15 protein-coding genes and 1 pseudogene are annotated in these 19,518 nt (G+C 60.9%); 9 read left to right on the plus strand and 7 right to left on the minus strand.

Going from position 1 to position 19,518, the window contains the following annotated elements; translation table 11 throughout:
• Positions 1-5 precede the first annotated feature (5 nt).
• Both AB7M33_RS23730 and AB7M33_RS23735 read left to right on the plus strand, forming a co-directional pair.
• Positions 6-1,190 carry an alpha-hydroxy-acid oxidizing protein gene (locus AB7M33_RS23730; protein WP_454243779.1) on the plus strand — a complete coding sequence of 395 codons (1,185 nt, stop codon included), beginning with the start codon at positions 6-8 and terminating at the stop codon, positions 1,188-1,190.
• Positions 1,187-2,266, plus strand: a complete 1,080-nt coding sequence (locus tag AB7M33_RS23735) for an enolase C-terminal domain-like protein (protein WP_454243780.1) — start codon at positions 1,187-1,189, stop codon at positions 2,264-2,266. Before AB7M33_RS23730 ends, AB7M33_RS23735 begins: the two co-directional genes overlap by 4 nt.
• Before the next feature lie 42 nt (positions 2,267-2,308).
• Here AB7M33_RS23735 and AB7M33_RS23740 read toward each other — a convergent pair whose 3' ends face one another.
• Together AB7M33_RS23740 and AB7M33_RS23745 are read right to left on the minus strand one after the other, a co-directional pair.
• Positions 2,309-3,556 (minus strand): OprD family porin, encoded by a 1,248-nt coding sequence (locus AB7M33_RS23740; protein WP_454243781.1) that lies wholly within the window; start codon positions 3,554-3,556, stop codon positions 2,309-2,311.
• A 167-nt stretch (positions 3,557-3,723) separates the two neighbouring features.
• On the minus strand, positions 3,724-5,064 hold the full coding sequence (locus tag AB7M33_RS23745; RefSeq protein ID WP_454243782.1) for an MFS transporter: 1,341 nt from the start codon (positions 5,062-5,064) through the stop codon (positions 3,724-3,726).
• 137 nt (positions 5,065-5,201) lie between these two features.
• On the opposite strand from AB7M33_RS23745, the gene AB7M33_RS23750 reads away from it, so the two are divergent.
• The gene (locus AB7M33_RS23750) at positions 5,202-6,098 is read left to right on the plus strand and encodes a LysR family transcriptional regulator (RefSeq protein ID WP_420832896.1); all 897 of its coding nucleotides are present in this window, start codon (positions 5,202-5,204) and stop codon (positions 6,096-6,098) included.
• Between the two features lie 38 nt (positions 6,099-6,136).
• On the opposite strand, the gene AB7M33_RS23755 is transcribed toward AB7M33_RS23750, so the two are convergent.
• The 3 genes and pseudogenes from AB7M33_RS23755 to AB7M33_RS23765 all read right to left on the minus strand — a co-directional run bounded on the left by AB7M33_RS23755 (position 6,137) and on the right by AB7M33_RS23765 (position 8,657).
• Positions 6,137-6,754, minus strand: coding sequence for a dTMP kinase (locus tag AB7M33_RS23755; protein WP_454243783.1), 618 nt, complete (start codon positions 6,752-6,754; stop codon positions 6,137-6,139).
• A 14-nt stretch (positions 6,755-6,768) separates the two neighbouring features.
• A pseudogene (locus AB7M33_RS23760) lies at positions 6,769-7,192 on the minus strand (PA0061/PA0062 family lipoprotein).
• Between the two features lie 85 nt (positions 7,193-7,277).
• Positions 7,278-8,657, minus strand: a complete 1,380-nt coding sequence (locus tag AB7M33_RS23765) for an aminotransferase-like domain-containing protein (protein WP_454243784.1) — start codon at positions 8,655-8,657, stop codon at positions 7,278-7,280.
• Positions 8,658-8,795: 138 nt separating this feature from the next.
• On the opposite strand from AB7M33_RS23765, the gene AB7M33_RS23770 reads away from it, so the two are divergent.
• The 5 genes from AB7M33_RS23770 to AB7M33_RS23790 all read left to right on the plus strand — a co-directional run bounded on the left by AB7M33_RS23770 (position 8,796) and on the right by AB7M33_RS23790 (position 14,903).
• Positions 8,796-10,082 (plus strand): hydroxymethylglutaryl-CoA reductase, degradative, encoded by a 1,287-nt coding sequence (locus tag AB7M33_RS23770; RefSeq protein WP_454243785.1) that lies wholly within the window; start codon positions 8,796-8,798, stop codon positions 10,080-10,082.
• On the plus strand, positions 10,082-10,984 hold the full coding sequence (locus AB7M33_RS23775; protein ID WP_265967636.1) for a hydroxymethylglutaryl-CoA lyase: 903 nt from the start codon (positions 10,082-10,084) through the stop codon (positions 10,982-10,984). Before AB7M33_RS23770 ends, AB7M33_RS23775 begins: the two co-directional genes overlap by 1 nt.
• Before the next feature lie 58 nt (positions 10,985-11,042).
• The gene (locus AB7M33_RS23780) at positions 11,043-11,519 is read left to right on the plus strand and encodes a hypothetical protein (protein ID WP_454243786.1); all 477 of its coding nucleotides are present in this window, start codon (positions 11,043-11,045) and stop codon (positions 11,517-11,519) included.
• Positions 11,516-12,904 (plus strand): tripartite tricarboxylate transporter permease, encoded by a 1,389-nt coding sequence (locus AB7M33_RS23785; protein ID WP_454243787.1) that lies wholly within the window; start codon positions 11,516-11,518, stop codon positions 12,902-12,904. Before AB7M33_RS23780 ends, AB7M33_RS23785 begins: the two co-directional genes overlap by 4 nt.
• Before the next feature lie 625 nt (positions 12,905-13,529).
• A complete protein-coding gene (locus AB7M33_RS23790) occupies positions 13,530-14,903 on the plus strand; it encodes an amino acid permease (protein WP_454243788.1) in 1,374 nt (457 codons plus the stop codon).
• Between the two features lie 43 nt (positions 14,904-14,946).
• On the opposite strand, the gene AB7M33_RS23795 is transcribed toward AB7M33_RS23790, so the two are convergent.
• Positions 14,947-15,891 carry a GlxA family transcriptional regulator gene (locus AB7M33_RS23795; protein ID WP_238214006.1) on the minus strand — a complete coding sequence of 315 codons (945 nt, stop codon included), beginning with the start codon at positions 15,889-15,891 and terminating at the stop codon, positions 14,947-14,949.
• Between the two features lie 232 nt (positions 15,892-16,123).
• Here AB7M33_RS23795 and AB7M33_RS23800 point away from each other — a divergent pair, with 232 nt between their 5' ends.
• Positions 16,124-18,670, plus strand: coding sequence for an HWE histidine kinase domain-containing protein (locus AB7M33_RS23800; RefSeq protein WP_454243789.1), 2,547 nt, complete (start codon positions 16,124-16,126; stop codon positions 18,668-18,670).
• Positions 18,671-18,720: 50 nt separating this feature from the next.
• On the opposite strand, the gene AB7M33_RS23805 is transcribed toward AB7M33_RS23800, so the two are convergent.
• Positions 18,721-19,473: an SDR family NAD(P)-dependent oxidoreductase gene (locus tag AB7M33_RS23805; protein ID WP_454243790.1), complete on the minus strand. Its 753-nt coding sequence runs from the start codon at positions 19,471-19,473 to the stop codon at positions 18,721-18,723.
• Between the last annotated feature and the right edge of the window lie 45 nt (positions 19,474-19,518).

Genomic DNA, 19,518 nt, shown 5'->3' on the forward strand with positions numbered 1-19,518 from the left:
GGACGATGAGTCAGCAAAACCTGTTCAGCGTCGAGGACTATCGAAAACTGGCGCAAAAACGCTTGCCCAAAATGGTGTACGACTATCTTGAAGGCGGAGCGGAAGACGAATACGGCGTTAAACACAACCGCGACGTCTTCCAGCAATGGCGCTTCAAGCCCAAGCGCTTGGTGGACGTAAGCCAACGTAATCTCCAGGCGCAGGTGCTGGGCAAGCGCCAATCGATGCCGTTGTTGATCGGGCCTACCGGCTTGAACGGCGCGCTATGGCCACAGGGTGACCTCGCCCTGGCCAGAGCGGCAACCCACGCTGGGATCCCTTTCGTGCTGTCGACGGCGTCCAACCTCTCGATCGAGGACCTCGCCCGTCATTGTGATGGAGAGCTGTGGTTTCAGCTCTACGTGATCCACAGGGAGATTGCTCAGGCAATGGTGCTCAAGGCCCTGCACGCTGGCTACACGACGCTGGTACTGACCACGGACGTTGCGGTCAACGGCTACCGGGAGCGCGACCTGCATAACCGTTTCAAAATGCCCATGCGCTACACCCCCAAGGTCATGCTCGAGGGTTGCCTGCATCCACGCTGGTCATTCGATCTGTTACGACACGGCATGCCGCAGCTTGCGAATTTTGCTAGCAGCCAGGCCTCCAGCCTGGAGATGCAAGCTGCCCTGATGAGTCGGCAGATGGATGCCAGTTTTGACTGGCGAGCATTGAAATGGCTACGGGACCTGTGGCCACACAAACTGCTCGTCAAAGGCCTGCTCAGCGCCGAAGACGCAGATCGCTGCATCGCGCACGGTGCCGATGGCGTGATTCTCTCCAACCACGGGGGTCGCCAATTGGACTGCGCGATTTCGCCGATGGAGGTGCTCGCCGACTCGGTAGCGAAGATCGGCAAGCCGGTGCTTATCGACAGCGGCTTCCGCCGAGGCTCAGACATCGTGAAGGCACTCGCCCTCGGCGCCGAAGCGGTACTCCTTGGCCGGGCAACGCTCTATGGGCTGGCCGCCCGCGGAGAGACCGGTGTTAAAGAGGTGTTAGCCCTCATCAAAACGGATATCGATCGCACCCTCGCTCAGATCGGATGCCCCGATGTCGCCTCGCTGTCTCCGGCGTATCTCCTCAACGACGGGGGCGTCGAAGCCTCCTCGATCAATCGAACCCTTGGTAAAGGAACTCTCGCATGAGCGAAGTATTGATTACCCAGTTGCGCACGCGGGCAGTCAACGTCCCACTCGCCTATCCGGTGCACACGGCGGTCGGCACTGTCGGAACCGCGCCCCTGGTACTCATCGATCTCAGCACCGATGCCGGTGTGGTCGGCCACGCCTACCTCTTTGCTTACACACCGGTGGCCTTGAAATCCCTCAAGCAGCTTCTGGATGACATGGCCCAACTGATCGTCAACCAGCCCCTGGCGCCCGTCAGCCTTGAAGCGATGCTGGCCAAACGTTTCTGCCTTGCAGGCTATACCGGCTTGATCCGCATGGCGGCGGCGGGCATCGACATGGCCGCCTGGGATGCATTGGGCAAAGTCCATGAAATGCCTTTGGTGCAATTGCTCGGCGCCAGCGCACGCCCGATCCAGAGCTATGACAGCCACAGCCTGGATGGTGTGAAGCTCGCCACTGAAAGGGCTGTGACTGCAGCAGAAGCGGGCTTCCGTGCCGTGAAGACCAAAATCGGTTACGCCACCCTCGAGGGTGACTTGGCAGTGGTGCGCAGTATTCGCGAAGCCGTCGGCGATGGCTTCGGCATCATGGTGGACTACAACCAGAGCCTGGATGTGCCGGCGGCGATCAAGCGCAGCCAAGCGTTGCAAGCTGAGGGCGTCGCCTGGATCGAGGAGCCGACGCTGCAGCATGATTATGCCGGGCACCAGCGCATCCAGAACCTTCTGGATGTACCCGTGCAAATGGGCGAGAACTGGCTTGGCCCAGAGGAAATGTTCAAAGCCTTGTCTGCGGGTGCGTGCCGGCTGGCCATGCCTGATGTGATGAAGATCGGCGGCGTAACCGGTTGGCTGCGCGCCAGCGCGCTGGCGCAACAGTTCAGCATCCCCATGTCCAGCCACCTGTTCCAGGAAATCAGTGCACACCTGCTGGCGGCGACACCGACGGCGCACTGGTTGGAGCGTCTGGATCTCGCCGGCAGCGTCATCGAGCCTACCCTCACCTTTGCAAACGGTAATGCCGTCATCCCGGATCTACCGGGTACCGGCATCATCTGGCGTGAACAACAGATTGCCCAATATCTGGTGTGAGCTAAACCTGCATCGGGCTCGCGCAGGCGAGCCCTTTACCGGTTACCAGAATGTCCAGGTGTAGCTGGTGATCAGACGGTTCTCATCAAAGTCCGCGCCGTAGCGCGTTTTGACCTTGATGTTACGGCCTTCAAATGCAAGGCCGCTCAGTGGCCCACTTTGAATGACATAGGACATGACAACGTTGGTCTCGCTTTCGACGTTATCCGACAGCCCAGGCCCCCGGTCGATTTGCGTACCGCGCAAGTAACGCGTCATGAGTTTCAACCCCGGCAGGCCCATGGCCGCAAAGTTGTAGTCGTAGCGTGCTTGCCAGGAGCGCTCCTGCGCCTTGTAGAACGCGATCGTCGACCAGTTCACCAGGAACGGCTGAGGCGCATAGCCGTTGAGCAACGGGAAGGCGTCATCACCACTCATACGCTGGTAGGCTGCAGTAAAGGTGTGGCCGCCCTTGTTCAGCGCCGTCATGAAACCGATAGACCGGTTGTCCAAGTCCCCTGAGCGCTTCGCACCCTCATCCTGCGTGTTGTAGTAGCGAATATCAGACTTCAGCGTATAGCCACCACCCATCGCCCAGGTGTACGCGGCAGCCGCATAATGCTGCTGGTAAATATCCTCGAGTTGCGCAAAGTAGTAGGTGGTATTGAAGGCGGGGGTGAAATCGTAGCGCGCACCGGCGAAGTTCAACCCATCACTGCTCTGTGCGGGCGTATCACCAAACAAGTAGATATCTTCGCGATCAGACGACTCGCGGGTCGCCGTCTTCCAGAAACGCCCCGCGTTGAGGGTGAGCTTCGCCCACTCCTTGGACTCGACGGTCGCACCTTCATAGGTGGTGATGAGCTGGCGGGAGTCGTCGTAATACGCCACTGGCAACATCGGGCGATGTTCCCCGACACGTACCTGCGTGTTCGAGAACTTCATCTTTGCAGCCAGGCTTGCACGGCCGTAGTCCTGCACCGGTCGCCCCTTGCTGTCATCGTAAGGGAGTACGGTGTCTGGCCCGCGCCCGCCACCACCATCGAGCCTGAACGCATACTGGCCATAGGCGTCCAGCCCGAACTGTACAGGGCCCTCTGAATAACCAGACTTGAATTGCGCGTCGAAGTCCTGGCTCCAACTACCCACTCTGGACTTGGGGGCATCGGTTTGTTTGAAATCCCGGTCGTAATAAAAATTACGAAGCCCCAAGGTGAGATGGCTGTCCTTTAACACATCCGCATGACCCGGCACGGCAAACACTGACGCCAAGCCCGTCATAGCCCAGCCTATCCGACCAATCTGCTTCATTTAACCCACTCCGAATTATTATTGTGTGTGCATTTCTTCAGGGCGCAGTCACCCAAGCCGTCAATACAGCGCTGGGCAAGTTGTTGAATAAAAAGGCGCGACGGTAACGTCGCGCCAAAACCCGTTCGCAGGCGAGCTTTAAACCAGAACGGGGTGAAACGGAGGTGTTAAGCGTTTTGTTTCAGTGGGGTGTCCACCGACACCCGGTTGGCGTGCCGTTGGGCGATCATCATCACGGCGATCACGGCCACTACACCGGGCAGCCCGAACAGCAGGAAGTTCTGCTCGAATGGCAGGCTCAAGCTGTAGAGGTAGCCCCCAAGAAGAGGCCCTGCCACCGCGCCGCAACGGCCCACGGCGGCGGCCATGCTCACCCCGGTCGAACGTGCATTGGCGGGGTAGATATCCGCTGCGAGGGTGTGCACGACAGACAAACATCCAACCGTCGCGCCACCGGCCACCAGCAGCAGCGCATACAACGTCATCGGCCCAGGACGAATGCCCAACAATGAGATCGAGATCGCGGACACTGCAAAGAACAGCAGCAGCGTCGGCTTGCAGCCCCAGCGGTCAGCGACAAAGCCACTGGCGAGCTGCCCGATCAGCGCTCCAATGTTCATGATCAAAAGGAATGTAATGCTGGAACCCAGCGGATAACCGCCACTGTTCATCAGTTTCGGTAACCAGGTATTAAGCCCATAAACCATCAGCATGCACATGCCGAACGCGACCCACACCATCATCGTTGCGAAAGCACGAGCATCACTGAAAAGCGAGGCCATCGAGGTGCCTGCCGTGTTGGCGACCGACTCGACTTCATAGTGGATACCACTGCTGTGACGGTGGGCGGGGTTGATGCGCTGCAGAAGCAACCCGACCTCTTCTTGACGGTTTTTGTGAACAAGGTAGGCAACCGATTCGGGCAGCGTCTTGTACAACAGTGGCAGGCAGAGCAAAGACAGCCCGGCAACGTAGAACGGGGAGTGCCAACCCATCATCGGAATCAAATAGATACCCGCCAGCGCCGACAGTAGGCCGCCCACTGCGAAGAAGCTGAGCATGAGGTTGATCAGGCGATTGCGGTACTGGGTGGGGGCCATTTCTTTCAAGATGGTCACCAGGTTGGGCACTACACCGCCCAGCCCTACCCCGGTCAGAAAACGGCAGATCGCAAAGGTGACGGCATCGACAGCAAAGGCGTTCACAAATGCCGCGACGCTGAAGAGCGCGACACAGAACAAGATGATGGGGCGCCGGCCTAAACGATCAGCAGTGGTGCCTAGCAGCACCGCGCCGACCATCATCCCGAGCATAGAGCTAGAGCCCAGCATCCCCGCTTGCGAAGGCGTCAGGTTCCATTCTGTCATCAGGTGAGGCAGCACAGAGCCGTAGATGACCAGGTCGTAGCCATCGAACAGCATGATAAAGGAGCACCAAAAAACCAGGAGAAAATGAAAGCGGCTTAGCTTTGCGGTATCGAGGATACCGACTGCACTGATGCGTTGCATGGCATGTACTCTTGTTGTTGTTTTCAGGGATCGAATCGGCAGATAAACCTCGACGCTTCGTCCAAGCGCCACGTTATGGAGTGTTGCCTGATAGATCAAATAGATATATTTTTGAAAACAAAATAAGCCACCTCTATTTGAATATGATCGATCTCAATCTCGTCAGGGTCTTTGTCACCATCTATGAAACGGGCAGCGTCAGCGGAGCGGCAGAACGCCTGCATGTCACGCAGCCGTCTGTGAGCTATGCGCTAGGGCGGCTCCGTGATCAATGGGGCGACCCCCTGTTCAAACGCACCCGGGATGGGATGCAACCCACCGTTCTAGCGTCTCAGCTCTATGGCTCGTTCAGGCCCTCGCTTGCGGACATCGAGCGTGCAGTAGCGCTCACGAAGAAATTCGAGCCCGACCAATCAACGCGACGATTCCGTTTGGCCCTGTCAGACTTGGGTGAGGTGTTTTTCCTTCCGCATGTGCTGCGTGGGTTGCAGGCCAAAGCACCGCTGGTGGAGCTGGAAGTCATCCAGATCGAGATCGAGCGGTTGGATGAGTGGCTTAAAACCGGAAAAATCGACGCTGCGGTGTGCAATCGAAGCTACCTGCCGGTTCAGGCGAAGTGCGAACTCATGTTCGAGGAGCGGTACGTTTGCATGGCCCGGTTGGACCATCCGCGCGTGGGGGACACGCTGTCCATGGAGCAGTTTCTCGAGGAGCGGCATGTAGTGGTATCCGCGGGGACGGGTCACCATTTCGTGGAAGATCGCTTGAGGGAAGCAGGCGTCGAGCGCACTGTGAGCCTGCGGGTCCCGCATTTCAGCGTGCTGCCAGAAATCATTTCAACCAGTGACCTGTTGGTGACACTGCCCGAGCGGGTCGCGAAGATGTACATCGAGCGCAACAGGCTCAAGACCTTGGAACTGCCATTTACCGTTCCAAGGTTCGAAGTCAGCCTGCACTGGCATGAACACAGTGGTGATAGCACAGCGCAGCTTTGGTTCTGCCAATTCCTGAAAGATACGATTTCATGCCTGTGAAGGTGAGCGCTGCTCCAAAATCTTCAACCCATGCCGCTTTACGGGCATCCCAGCACCCTGTAAATCTGCGAAACCACCTGCATCGTCGCCTCTTCCACCGTCCTTTCATTCCGGCACAACACCCACCCCTGCTCCGCCACCGCCCGCTCGAATGCCTCGGTACTGGCCACCTGCTCCCCCAGGTTGAACATCACCGTGCTCCCCAACCCACGCGAGCGCGCCGCAGCCCTCGCCCATGAAACCTCAGGGTCGGTGACCACGCCGACATGCAGGTCTGGCACGCGCACGTTTCGCTCGATGTTCAACCGCAGAATCTCCGCAAACGGCACTGTCCGCCGAAACGCGGCATCGGAGGGGTACCAGCGATCGATCAGGATGATGCTGCCAGGCGGCTGCTTGGGCAGCACATGCTGTGAGATCCAGCTTCGGCTATCGGCCAAGCGCTCACAAACCCCCAATTCCAGTTCCCGGCAGGGGTTTCTGGCAAGTTGGTTGACCAAGGCCATGGTTTCACCCCTGTTGGGGTCGTTATTGCGCTCGCAAAGCCGGATTACCTTGTTGTTGCCTGCCCTCAATACTTTCGTAATGGCCTCCAGCAAGGTGGTCTTGCCGGTGCCTTTGGGCCCATCCAGAGAAACGAACAGCGGACGATTCATACGGCAGGTTTCACTCACATAAGACAATAGAACTCGCTCACCTCTGCAACCTTCTGCCCCTGGGCATCGTACAACCGCGCCTCCGGCGTCAAGGCCATTGAGCGTGCCTCCAGCACGTAGCGCTGGCCCCGCCTTGAAGTGCGGGTAGTTGAGGGTCAGGTAGCATTCGCGAACGGTGCTGCCCCCCATCATGCTCATGCCTGAGCCACCGCTGGCCTCGAAGTCGAAACGGACAATCAGCTCATGGCTGCCAGGGCTTACCTGGAAAAAGCGACCGTCGCGCAGGCGCTGATTGTCGAGACGTTCGGCCATCAGCACCCTGTCGTTGGGAAACGGCACCGAGAAATCGACCCAGGCCATCTGCGGGTTGGCGGCCGGCATGGGCGCCTGGCAACCTGCGATTGCTGTGATAGCGAGCAACAGCATGAATCTGCGCATGATGAAGGCCTCCTGCACAGGTAAACCCTTGATAGCCAGTTTACGGCAATACGCGCTACGCCGTTGGCTGCGCTGACAGGGCACCCTAGCCTGCCTCACGCCCCAACACCGCCTTGAGCAACGCATCATTCAAATAGGCCACGTTCAAGCGCGTCCAAGGGTTAACCTGCGCCTGCTCCGGCGCAAAGATATGCCCCGGGGCAATCATGAAGCCCTTGGGCAGTAATTGCCGGGTCAACTCCCTGGCGTCGTCGACATGGGCAAACCTGGCCCACAGGTACAGGCTTTGCTCGGGCCGCGCGAATACCTCGGCGCCGATCCCGTCGAGCATCTGCAAGCCCGCGCTGGTAGCGGCTTTCAAACGCTCTTGAAGGCGGATCACGTGGCGCAGGAAGTGCCCTTCGGTGAGGATGACGTCGACCGTGCGCTCGCACAGCTCCGAGGTGCTGGTGTGCAGCAGCATCTTCAGGTCGCCCAGTTCATCGATCACCTCTTTGCTGCCGGCGATAAAGCCCACTCTCAAGGCCGCAGACACCGACTTGGAGAAGCTGCCGACATACAGTGAGCGCTGCAATTGGTCCAATGCCGACACCTTGATTGCCGCGGCCGGTTTGAAATCGGCCATTGCATCATCGTCCACCAGCATGAAGTTGTGTTCTTCAGCCAATTGCACCAACCGATGCGCCTTGCTGGGTGAAATATCAGACCCCGTCGGGTTGTGGCCGACAGACTGAATGAAGAACAGCTTGGGTTTATGCAGGCGCAGGTGCTGCTCCAGCACCTCGATGTCCGGCCCATCTGCCAGCCGAGGTACTGAGAGCATGCGTGCGCCTTGCAACTGCAGCTTGCCAAACAGCGGGTAGTAGCCAGGGTCTTCCACCAACACGCTGTCGCCTGGGGCGATGAAGCGGCGAATGATCAGGTCCAGCGCATGGTTGGCGCCGTGGGTGGTGACGATTTGCCTGGGGCTGGCGGTGATTGCATAGCTGGCCAGCTTTTGCACCAGGTGTTGACGCAAGCTGGCGTTGCCCAGGCGGTTGCCATAACGAAACAGCGTGGTGACGCCGGTGCGCATGATTTGCCGGGTGAACTTGTCCAGGCGCATGTCCATCAACCACTCCACCGGCGGGAAGCCCTCGCCCAATGGCGAATGGCCAGGCTCGCGGACGAACTGCTGACGCATTAGCCAAATGGTGTCCATCGCCCGGGTGTAGGGCAGTGGCTCCTCTGGCTCGTGGCTGCGTGGCGCGCCCTGCTTGACGAAAAAACCTTGCCCGTGGCGCGCCTCGACCAGGCCTTGCGAGGCCAGAGACTCATAGGCATTGATCACGGTGTTTTTCGAATGGCCGAACAAACGCATGCACTCGCGCAGTGACGGCAGGCGCTCGCCAATGCGGTACGTGCCATTGCCGATCTGCTCGGCCAAGGATGCTGCCAGTTGCTCTGCGAGTGTCTGCCGCGCCATCGCCAGGTGTCCCGAATGCCTTGTGTGAACAAAGGGTACAGCTTAGGTACTGTCTGGCCAAACTGTACCTTCTTTCACCAGACAGATCGGACTACGGTGGCGCCAACTCACAACAATAACTGCAAGAGACTCCTCCCCATGAGCATCGACTCCCGCCTGCCCATGTTCCGCGCCATGTCACCCGCTGAACGCCTCAGCCACTTGCAGGACGCACTCGAACTGCCCCAGGCAGACGTCGCCCTGCTGCGAGACGCCGGCGCGTTGCCGTTGGACATCGCCGACGGCATGATCGAGAACGTGATCGGCACCTTCGAGCTGCCCTACGCGGTGGCCAGCAACTTCCAGATCAACGGCCGCGACGTGATCGTGCCGTTGGTGGTGGAAGAACCCTCGGTGGTTGCTGCGGCGTCGTTCATGGCCAAGCTGGCACGCGAGGCCGGCGGCTTCAAGACGTCGAGTTCGCTGCCGCTGATGCGCGCCCAGGTACAGATCGTCGAGGTCGCCGACCCCTTCAATGCACGCTTGAGCCTGTTGCGCCACAAAGACGAAATCATCGAACTGGCCAACCGCAAGGACCAGCTGCTCAACAGCCTGGGGGGCGGTTGCCGTGACATCGAGGTGCATACCTTCGCCCAGAGCCCGCGCGGGCCGATGCTGGTGGCCCACCTGATCGTCGACGTACGCGATGCCATGGGCGCCAACACGGTCAACACCATGGCCGAGGCCGTGGCGCCCTTGCTGGAAGAAATTACCGGCGGCAAGGTCCGCCTGCGTATCCTCTCCAACCTGGCCGACCTGCGCCTGGCCCGCGCGCAGGTGCGTATTGCCCCAGAACTGCTAAGTACCGGCGCCTACACAGGTGAAGAGGTCATCGAAGGCATCCTCGATGCCTACAACTTTGCCGTGGTCGACCCGTACCGCGCCGCCACCCACAACAAGGGCATCATGAATGGCATCGACCCGTTGATCGTCGCCACCGGCAATGACTGGCGTGCGGTCGAGGCCGGCGCCCATGCCTATGCATGCCGCAATGGGCACTACGGTTCGCTGACCACCTGGGAGAAGGACAGCCAGGGCCATCTGGTCGGCACCCTGGAGATGCCCATGCCGGTCGGCCTGGTCGGCGGCGCCACCAAGACGCACCCCCTGGCGCAGCTGTCACTGCGCATCTTGGGGGTTAGAACCGCCCAGGAGCTGGCCGAAATCGCGGTTGCCGTCGGCCTTGCACAGAACCTCGGCGCGCTACGGGCGCTGTCGACCGAAGGCATCCAGCGCGGCCATATGGCCTTGCACGCGCGCAACATTGCGCTGTCGGCGGGTGCCCGCGGCGACGAGCTGAACTGGCTGGTCAAGCAGATGGTCGAGGCCCGCGATGTGCGTGCTGACAAAGCCGCAGAACTGCTCAAGCACAAGCGGGCGCAGTAATGGAGGCGGTACGGCTGGTCGAGGTGGGCGCGCGGGACGGCCTGCAGAATGAAAGGCTGACGCTTTCGCCGCGGATTCGCGTGCAACTGCTGCAGCGGTTGGCCGACGCCGGGCTGCAAACCTTGGAGGCCGGCGCCTTTGTCTCGCCTCGCTGGGTGCCGCAGATGGCCGGCTCCGATGAAGTGTTCAAGGCGTTGCCGGTGCGCCCAGGTGTGGCCTGGACGGCACTGGTACCCAACCTCAGAGGGCTGGAAGCGGCCATAGCGGCGGGCTGTCGCGAGGTCGCCGTGTTTGCGGCGGCTTCCGAGGCATTCTCACAGCGCAACCTCAACTGCTCGATAGACCAAAGCCTGCGCCAATACCAGCAGGTCTTGGTGCGCGCTCGCGAGGCCGGTGTTAGCGTGCGCGGTTATGTTTCATGCGTCATGGGGTGCCCGTTCAGCGGCCCGGTCAAGCCGCAGGCCGTGGCCGCGGTCAGCGCCTCACTGTTCGGCATGGGCTGTTACGAGATCAGCCTGGGCGACACCATCGGCGCGGGTACACCGGCGGCGACCCGGGCACTGATCCAGGCCTGCCGCCAGGTCGTACCGGTGAGCGCACTGGCCGGGCACTTTCATGACACCTACGGCATGGCAATCGCCAATATCCATGCCGCGTTGGAGGCGGGTGTGCGGGTGTTCGACAGCTCGGTGGGCGGCCTGGGTGGTTGCCCGTATTCGCCAGGTGCCACCGGCAATGTCGCCACCGAGGACCTGCTGTACCTGCTCGATGGCCTGGGCGTGCGCCACGGTGTCGACCTGGATGCGGTGATCGAAGCAGGTGAGTTCATCGGTGCCCAGCTTGGCCGGCCAACGGCCTCCAGGGTAGCGCGCGCCCTGCTCGCCCAGCGCACAATGGCTTAAACGTCCTCTCTTCACGTTCATAACAATAAAAGCCCGCAAGGGCAGTGGGAGATTCTTCATGAAGTCCGAACTGTACGAAGTCTGGGGCGACACCGTAGACGGTCGCCACCTGGTCTACGCCATCGCCATTGGCGCCGTGGTCAGCCTCGGCGCGTTCTTTACCGCGCAACAGCTGCTGGTGGGTTGGGTGGCCTCGGCGCAAATGGCACGGGCCTACGCAATGCTGATCGGCATTGTCGGCTGCCTGGTCGGTGGCGGCATCAGTGCCGCGCTGTTCAAGCCCAAGCGCAATGTCGTCGAGCACCTGGCCGACCCAGCCTGGCGGGCCAAGATCCTGGTCGAATTGCAGAACGAGTTCGGCCCGCTGGGCAGCCTCGCCGACTTGCCTGCGGCGACCCTTGCAGAGCTGAAAGAAATGGACCTGTACGACCTTTTCGCCGAGTACGAAAAAGGCCTGCCTGCGCTGCAGAACGACCAGAGCGCCCCCGCTGCCGCCCCTGTACAGGCCGCCACTGCTCACGGAGGCCAGCCATGATCGCCTTGGTGATGGATCAGTTCCTCATAGCCCTGGGCATGGGCATCCTCGGTGCGGTGATCTTTGCCGGCATCGGCCTGATTTCCGGCAGCGACGAAACCACTACCCTCGCCCCCTTGACCCTGCTGGTGGTGCTGCTGGGCGTGCCGGCGGCCGGTGTGCTGACGTTCTTCCTGGCCGGTGCCGTGGCCAAGCACATGACCCACGCGGTACCGACCGCGCTGTTGGGTATCCCCGGCGATACCATGGCAACGCCACTGATGCGCGAAGCCAACTTCCTGCGCAACCTGGGCGTGCCGCACATTGCCCTGCGCAAGATGATTTCCGGCGCTGTAATCGCAGCGTTGATCGCGGTACCAATGGCAGTGCTGTTCGCCGTGATGCTGGCGCCGTTCGGCGACATGATCAAACAGGCCGCGCCTTGGGTCTTCCTGCTGGCGGCAGTGGCCATCGCCTGGTTCTCCAAGGGCCGCCTGGCAGCGGTGCTGACCTTGATCCCGTTCGTCATGGTGATTGTCGGCCTGCAAAGCCTGACCGCGCAGTACGGCGTCAAGCTCAGCGTCAGTTACTTCCTCGGCATCGCTATCGGCCCGTTGATTGCGGCGCTGTTCTGCCTGCTCGCGCCCGCCGAACGCGCCAGCATGCGCCGCCAGCAGGTGCGCACGTTCTCGTTGTCGCCCGATGTGAAGCGCTGGGGCGGGTTCTTCCCCAATCCGCTGCGCGTGCTGGACAGCAAGCAAACCCTGTGGACGGCGATCACTGCCGTTGTCTCCAGCGCCACGTTCGTGTTCAGCCCGGTGGCGATGACCGTAATCATGGGCGAGGCCGTCGGTTCACGGGTCAAGCACGTCTACCATCGCCTGACCACGGTCATCACCGCGCGCAACGGCGTCACCGAATCGACTTACCTGGCCGAAGCCTTGATTCCGCTAATCGCCTTCGGCCTGCCGCTGAGCCCGGTCGCTGCCGGCCCTGCCGCACCGCTGTTCAACGCCCCGCCCCGCTTCAGCGTCGATGCCGCAAGCGGTGAGGTGCATAACCTGCATTCGTTGCTCAGTACCTGGGAGTTTCTGGGCTACGGCATGCTGGCGGTGGTGGTCGCGATCCTGATCGCCTACCCCTTCACCATGAATTACGCGCACCGAGCTGCTGCCTATGTGTCGCGCAAGATCAGCCACGAAGCGGTGATCGCGACCTTTGTTGGCCTGATCCTGGTGATTGGTATCTGGGAAGGCGGCCTGTTGGGGTTGCTGGTGATTGTCACCATTGGCCTGCTGGGTGGTTTTCTCTCACGCTTTCTCGGTTTCAACATCGGCGTGCAGTTCATGGGGTACTACACCGCGGTGTTGACCGTGCCGGCGATGATTGCCCTGTTGGGGGTATAAGCCTGCCGGTTTTGCCGCATACGATCAGCAGGGGTGTTCGCCACAACCTATTCAGCGCCTACCAGATCGAGCGCCGCCCGCGCGGCGCATCGCGAGCAACGCTCGCTCCTACGTTTGTTTCGGGCCAGTCAGGCCTGTGATGTTTGCGCGCGACCGCCTTCTTGGTCCCACTCGATATCGTGTCAGTCGCCAAGGGCCCGCGCGCCTATGCCACAGGAATAATTGGCCCGAAACAAACGTAGGAGCGAGCGTTGCTCGCGATGCGCCGCGCGGGCGGCGCTGGATCTACGCCCAACCTCAAAACCCAAGGCAGGCGATCGCGGGCCTCCACCATTTCCCCAACCCATTTCACCCAATTCCCCAACCAACAAATCGCACCCATTCTTGCCCATCATTTCGCCCATAGGAAAAAAACGCAGGATGTTGTGCGCAGAATTCGCTTGAGATGCACGGCCGCTTTGCCCATGGTGGCCAGCCTGACAGCTATTGCCTGAATAAAAGGCTGCAGGGCGTGGACGCAGGCGCACGACGATGCCTGTGGGTGGGGCGACAATGTCTGCAGTGGCAAACCTTGCACTGCAGCATCATTGCCGACGCCTCCCAGATAATAAGAGAGGACAAGGAAATGCAATCCAACAGTCTGAAGCAAAGCCTGAAACAACGGCACATCACCATGATTGCGCTGGGCGGGGTGATCGGCGCGGGGCTGTTCATGGGGTCGGGCAAGTTGATTGCCTCGGCAGGGCCTGCCGCGATCCTGTCGTACTTTATCGGCGGCATTGTGGTCACCCTGGTGATGTTCATGCTCGGCGAGATGGCCTGCCGCAACCCGGATGCAGGCTCGTTTTCAACCTATGCCAACAGCTACCTCGGCGAATGGGCAGGGTTTACCGTCGGCTGGCTGTACTGGCTCAAGTCGATGCTGACCATCACCTTGGAGGCGGTGCTGCTGGGCGCCATCCTCAACGATTTTCTGCCTTGGCTGCCCATCTGGGCGGGCGCGTTCATCATGCTGGTGACGTTGATGGCGAGCAACGCCTACTCGGTCAAATCTTTCGCTGAAGTGGAGTACTGGCTGGCCGCGATGAAGGTCGCCACCATTCTGATCTTTATGGTGCTGGGGCTCTCGATTCTGCTCGGCCTGCACAGCAACATCCCTTCCCCTGGCTGGGTCAACCTGACCGCGCACGATGGTTTCATGCCCAATGGCCTGTCGCCGGTCATGGCGGGTGTGGTGGTGGTGATCTTCTCGCTGGGCGGGAGTGAAATCGCTGCCGTTGCCGCCGGCGAATCAGAGAACCCTCGCAAGAACGTCATCCGGGCCATCAAGAGCGTCATTCTGCGGGTGATGTTGTTCTATGTCGGTTCGGTGTCGATCCTGATCCTCTGCCTGCCGTGGACAGACACGGAGAACCTGGCGTCCCCGTATGTGTCGTTGTTCAGCCTGGCTGGGTTCAGTGGCGCCGCAGTGGCCATGAAGATCGTGTTGTTCATCTCGTTCATGTCGGTGATGAACTCCTTCATGTTCTCCAACTCGCGCATGCTGTTCTCGCTGAGCCAGCGTGGGCATGCGCCGAAGCTGTTCTCTCGCACCACGTCCAAAGGGGTACCGCTCAATGCGCTGCTGCTGAGCCTGAGCATCTGCCTGTTGATCCTGACCGTGCACTTTGTCAGCGGCGGCGACCTGTTCATGACCCTGGCCAAGAGCAGCGGCACGTTCGTGATGATCGTGTGGATCTTCATCATCGTCGCCCACTTCGCCATGCGCTGGAAAACCCGGCATGAAGCGGTCGACCCTACGGCGTTCCGGGCATGGTTCTTCCCTTACGCCAACATCGTTGCGCTGTTCGCACTGCTGGCGGTGATTATCACCCAAGCGTTCGACCCGGCTTCGCGGTTCCAGTTCTGGTTCACCTCGGTGACCTCACTGGTTGTGCTGGGGGCGTACTGGGTGATGCGTAATCGGCTGGCGGGGAAGACGAGTTGGCTATGTAGGTAGCTGATGGTCAGCCTGATCCCAGCCCATAGGGCTGGGACAGGCACTACACAACCCGCCGTGCATCCCTGCGCACGGCCTGTGGCGGCACACCAAAGCCGCGCATGAACACCTCACGCATATGGCGGCGATCCCTGAACCCCGTTTCCCTCGCCACCGTATCCAGGCTGTGGCGGCTTTGCTCGATCATCAACCGGGCGGCCTCCAGGCGCAGGCTTTCCACCGCCTTGGCCGGTGATTGCCCCGTCTCCGCAGTAAACACACGGGTGAATTGCCGGGGGCTCAGGTGCACCACATCCGCCAGTTCCTCAACACTGAGCGGGCGGTTAAGGTGCTTGCGCGCATAGTCCAGCGCGCTCTGGATGCGGTCTGACTTGGGCGCCAGCGACAGCAATTCCGAATGCTGCGACTGGCCACCAGAGCGGCGTTGATGCATCACCAACTTGTGCGCAATAGAACGGGCAAGCTCAGCTCCCAAGTCCTTTTCCACCATCGCCAGCGCCATGTCCAACGCCGCGGTCATCCCCGCCGAGGTCCACACAGGGCCGTCGACGATGAAGATACTGTCGTCCTCGACCTTGATTTGCGGGTGCATCCGTTGCAAGGCTTTGGCGTAGGCCCAGTGCGTGGTGGCGCGACGGCCCTCCAGTACACCCGCTTGGGCGAGCACGAATGTACCGGTGCACAACCCAGCAGTGCGACGCGCGCCGTCGACAAACCCCCGCACGCTTTTCAGCACGTCTTCAGAAGGCGGCGTCAACGGGGTGAGTGTTCCGGTGACCATCCAGCTGTCAGCGAGGCCCGGCGCCCCCAAGGGCAGCGTATCGATGTGCATCCCTAAAGAAGAGCGCACAGTCCCCCCGCCGATTGAATAGTTCTGAATCCTGTAGACCTCTTCGCCCGCCACAAGGTTGGCGAACTCGAACACGGTCTGCGTTGCCAGGGACATGACCTGGAAGCCCTCCGTGATCAGATAGCCGACTCGATGCATTGCTGTGCTCCTTAACGCCATGTCCTGAATCAGCACTCTATGCGTTATTCAAGTCGTGGGCAATCTGACGCGAAAACCCCGCCCTGCGCTGGCGCTCTGGCGCCCCTGATGACGAAGCGTAGCGCGCCCGCTAGAATCAAACGCTGAATGTGACCGTAAACACTTCGTTTGCCTGAAACTGTTCGGCGGTCATACAGGCAGCCGGTGTCTGGTAAACCGGCAGGGGCCGCCTATGACTTTGCAACCTCCCGTCAATCTGACCAACTGCGATCGCGAACCCATCCAGATTCCGGGCAGCATCCAGCCGCATGGTTGCCTGTTGGCCTGCAATGCGTCAGCAAGCGTGGTCCTGCGTCACTCGGCCAATACCCCAGGCATGCTGGGCGTTGCCGGGGACATCAACGGTCAACGCCTCGAAGCAATTATCGGCACCGAGTCTGCGCATACCCTTCGCAACGCACTGTCACGGGTCAAAGAGGGCACTCGCCCGGCACTGTCGTTTGCCGTGAGCCTGCCGTCCGGACAGGCGTTCGATATTGCCGCGCATATTTACAAAGGCACCGCCATCCTCGAGTTCGAGCCCTGCGGTGCAAGCATCGCCGAGCCGATGGAGCTGGTCCGCACCGTCATCGCCCAACTGCGCGAGATCGACCGCTCCGAGAAGCTGTTTGCCGACACCGCCCGACGTGTGCGAGCACTGCTGGGTTACGACCGGGTGATGATCTACCAGCTTGGCGTTGACGGCGCTGGCAAGGTGATTGCCGAGGCCAAGCGCAGCGGCCTGGAAAGCTTTTTGGGGCAGTACTTCCCCGCGTCCGACATTCCGCAGCAGGCGCGCGCCCTGTACCTGCGCAATCCGGTCCGCATCATTTCCGATGCCCTGTTCAAGACCGTGCCCATCACGCCTGTGCTGGACCTGAATGGCGAGCCGCTCGACCTGTCCTACGCACACCTGCGCAGCGTCTCGCCCATTCACTGCGAGTACCTGAGCAATATGGGTGTGGGCGCCTCGATGTCCATTTCGATCATCGTCGACGGCGCGCTTTGGGGGCTGATTGCCTGCCACCATTACGCACCCCGCACGCTGTCCATGGGCCAACGCGTCGCGGCAGAAATGTTCGGCGAATTCTTCTCGCTGCATATCCAGACCCTGCGCGCCAAACAAAGCCTGGAGGCCGCCGCCTACGCACGCGAAGTGCTCGACAACCTGCTGCGTGATGCACACCGCACCGCCGACTTCGGGGAACTGCTGCGTGCTCGCATGACGGACTTCAAGGCGCTCATCCCCTGCGACGGCATCGGCATGTCGCTACAAGGCCGCTGGACCGCTGAGGCACTGACACCGCCAAACGTGGCGTTGCCCAGCTTGTTGAGATTCGCCGAAGGTGTCGCCGAGGGCCGTACCTGGGCTTCGAACTGCCTCTCGATGGCGCACCCACCTGCCCAGGATTACGCCGTCGACGTTTCGGGCGTGTTGGTCATTCCGATGTCTCAGCAGCCCCGGGATTACCTGATGCTGTTTCGCAAAGAGGTGATCGAGACCCTGGATTGGGCCGGCGACCCCAACAAAACCTACGACAGCGGCCCGTTAGGTGAACGCCTGACGCCACGCAAGAGCTTCGCGGTGTGGAAACAGACCGTTCACCACCACTCACAGCCTTGGTCCGAGCAAGACCGCCAGTTTGGCGAGGCCATCCGCGCCGCGATAGTCGAGGTGGTGCTGCATAACAGTGAGCTCATGGCCGACGAGCGCTCCAAGGCGGACGTCCGCCAACGGATGCTCAACGAAGAGCTCAACCACCGGGTGAAGAACATTCTTTCGCTGATCGGTGCGCTGGTGGCCCACCCCACCGCCGAAAATCAGACCCTCAACAGCTACGTGGCAACGCTCAAGGGTCGCATCCAGGCGCTTTCCCTTGCACATGACCAGGTCGTGCGAGGGGATGGCGGTGGGCGCTTCTCCACGCTTCTGGACGCCGAGCTGTCGCCCTACCGCACCTCGGCCGATGTCATCGAGCTGAACGGCCCCAGCCTGCTGCTTGATGCCCGCGCCTACTCGGTGCTGGCCTTGGTGCTCCACGAACTGGCGACCAACGCCGCCAAGTACGGCGCGCTGTCTCGGGCAGGTGGCAAGCTGGCCGTGAGTTGGCAGGTCGATGTGAGTGGGGCGTGCGACATCACGTGGTGCGAAAGCGGTGGGCCAACGGTTCGCCCACCCAGCCGAAGTGGTTTCGGTTCGGTGCTGATCGAACGCAGCATCCCCTTCGACCTCGGCGGCACCAGCACGCTCGAATACAGGCCAGAAGGGCTGCAGGGGTATTTCAAGATCCCTGCCAAACACCTGACCCAGGTCGAAACGGTCGATGCCGTTGCGCCAATGGCGCCACCGGCTGCGCCTCATGTCAGCGGCTCGGGCCTGGTCAAATCCTGCGTGCTGATTCTCGAGGACCAGCTGGTTATTGCAGTAGGCCTCGAACAGATTCTGGCCGATGCGCTGGTCGAAGACGTGATTACCGCAAGCTCCGAAGCCGAGACGATGAAGCTGCTCGCCAGCCGCAGGCCGGATGTCGCGGTGCTGGATATCAACCTGGGGACGGGCACGTCGATTGCCGTCGCCGAAGAACTCACGCGCAAAAACATCCCGTTCCTGTTCGCCACCGGCTATGGCGACAGCATTAGCATTCCTGCGCATTTGAAGCACGTCCCTGTTGTGCGCAAGCCCTACGATGCCCTGACGATTCTGTCGAACCTGGAAAGCCTGATCGACAGCGGCCAGTAGGCAGCGGGAGCACACGATCGTCCGCTGCCTACCCTGCCCAGGCTCACACTCTAGATCTGAGCCTGACCGCCATCGACAAACAGCTCGGCGCCATTGACGAAACTTGAGTCATCGCTCGCCAGGAAGACGGCGGCATTGGCGATTTCCACAGGCTCACCCACACGCCCCAGTGGCACCTGGGAGGCCAGGTAGTCGAGCAACCCCTGCTGTTGCTCTGCATCGGGGCCCGCCAGGTCAACCAGGCCTGGCGTTCGCGTGGCACCTGGGCTGAGAGTGTTGACCCTGACCCCGCGGTCCCTCAGGTCGAGGATCCAGCTGCGTGCGAATGCTCGAACAGCGGCCTTGGACGCCGAGTACACGCTGAATGCCGCAGTCCCGGAGCTACCGGCGGTAGAGCCCGTAAGAATGATGGAGGCGTTCGGCGCCAGCAACGGCAACGCTTTCTGCACTGTGAACAGCACACCTTTGACGTTGCGGTCGAACGTATCGTCGTAGTGGGCTTCGGTGATGTCTCCCAAAGGGAGCATCGAGCCGCCACCCGCGTTGGCGAACAGCACATCCAGACGCCCCTGTTGCTGGCCGATTTGGGCATACAGAGCGTCCAACTGGTCAAGCCGGGTCGAATCGACGGCGATGCCGGTGGCGTTACCGACCAGCGCTACGGCCTTGTCCAGCTCGCTCTGGCGGCGGCCGGTGATGTACACATGGGCGCCCTCCTCTGCAAAACGTTTGGCGGTGGCCAGGCCGATACCGGTGGTGCCGCCGGTTACCAGTGCGATCTTGCCTTCAAGTTTGTTGCTCATGGTGTTTCTCCCGAGGGGTAGTGATTGGCTGTGGGAGAAGCTTAT

Source organism: Pseudomonas sp. Y3 TE3536 (assembly GCF_053629175.1).

Bases quoted from the DNA above. Each gene is read 5' to 3' on its own strand.
- AB7M33_RS23745 (WP_454243782.1), bottom strand. From the start codon at position 5,064: ATGCAACGCATCAGTGCAGTCGGTATCCTCGATACCGCAAAGCTAAGC.
- AB7M33_RS23730 (WP_454243779.1), top strand. From the start codon at position 6: ATGAGTCAGCAAAACCTGTTCAGCGTCGAGGACTATCGAAAACTGGCG.
- AB7M33_RS23735 (WP_454243780.1), top strand. From the start codon at position 1,187: ATGAGCGAAGTATTGATTACCCAGTTGCGCACGCGGGCAGTCAACGTC.
- AB7M33_RS23740 (WP_454243781.1), bottom strand. From the start codon at position 3,556: ATGAAGCAGATTGGTCGGATAGGCTGGGCTATGACGGGCTTGGCGTCA.
- AB7M33_RS23795 (WP_238214006.1), bottom strand. From the start codon at position 15,891: ATGCATCGAGTCGGCTATCTGATCACGGAGGGCTTCCAGGTCATGTCC.
- AB7M33_RS23775 (WP_265967636.1), top strand. From the start codon at position 10,082: ATGGAGGCGGTACGGCTGGTCGAGGTGGGCGCGCGGGACGGCCTGCAG.
- AB7M33_RS23765 (WP_454243784.1), bottom strand. From the start codon at position 8,657: ATGGCGCGGCAGACACTCGCAGAGCAACTGGCAGCATCCTTGGCCGAG.
- AB7M33_RS23805 (WP_454243790.1), bottom strand. From the start codon at position 19,473: ATGAGCAACAAACTTGAAGGCAAGATCGCACTGGTAACCGGCGGCACC.
- AB7M33_RS23785 (WP_454243787.1), top strand. From the start codon at position 11,516: ATGATCGCCTTGGTGATGGATCAGTTCCTCATAGCCCTGGGCATGGGC.
- AB7M33_RS23755 (WP_454243783.1), bottom strand. From the start codon at position 6,754: ATGAATCGTCCGCTGTTCGTTTCTCTGGATGGGCCCAAAGGCACCGGC.
- AB7M33_RS23770 (WP_454243785.1), top strand. From the start codon at position 8,796: ATGAGCATCGACTCCCGCCTGCCCATGTTCCGCGCCATGTCACCCGCT.
- AB7M33_RS23780 (WP_454243786.1), top strand. From the start codon at position 11,043: ATGAAGTCCGAACTGTACGAAGTCTGGGGCGACACCGTAGACGGTCGC.
- AB7M33_RS23790 (WP_454243788.1), top strand. From the start codon at position 13,530: ATGCAATCCAACAGTCTGAAGCAAAGCCTGAAACAACGGCACATCACC.
- AB7M33_RS23800 (WP_454243789.1), top strand. From the start codon at position 16,124: ATGACTTTGCAACCTCCCGTCAATCTGACCAACTGCGATCGCGAACCC.